The sequence below is a fragment of the Corynebacterium sp. UMB4614 genome (assembly GCF_030217065.1).
Classification (GTDB): Bacteria; Actinomycetota; Actinomycetes; order Mycobacteriales; family Mycobacteriaceae; genus Corynebacterium.
Genome location: NZ_JASONC010000112.1, coordinates 1 through 246 on the forward strand (window position 1 = coordinate 1; position 246 = coordinate 246).

Here is a 246-nt window from a genome sequence, read left to right on the forward strand (position 1 = left end):
GTGCCGTGAGAGTCGGCCTCCAGCCGTTCAATACGCCGCACGATATTGACCAGCTCGTGCGCGCAGTTGCCTCGCTCGGTTAACTAGGCGGTCAGCTAACTAGACGGTCAGCACAATCTTGCCGCTGACCGCGCCACTGTCGAGCAGTTCGTGGGCCTTGGCCGCGTCGCTCATATCCATGACCTCATGAATTTGAGGGGTGACGGTGCCGTCGGCAAGCATTGGCCAAACGGTGTCCTCTGTGGC

The 246-nt window shown here is 60.6% G+C and carries 1 protein-coding gene; it reads right to left on the reverse strand.

Annotated elements, in window-relative coordinates:
• Positions 1-99: 99 nt before the first annotated feature.
• Positions 100-222 carry a zinc-binding dehydrogenase gene (locus QP413_RS10120; protein WP_284781625.1) on the reverse strand — a complete coding sequence of 41 codons (123 nt, stop codon included), beginning with the start codon at positions 220-222 and terminating at the stop codon, positions 100-102.
• Positions 223-246: the final 24 nt, after the last annotated feature.

Coding starts and splice junctions, on each gene's coding strand:
- QP413_RS10120 (WP_284781625.1), bottom strand. CDS start 222: ATGCTTGCCGACGGCACCGTCACCCCTCAAATTCATGAGGTCATGGAT.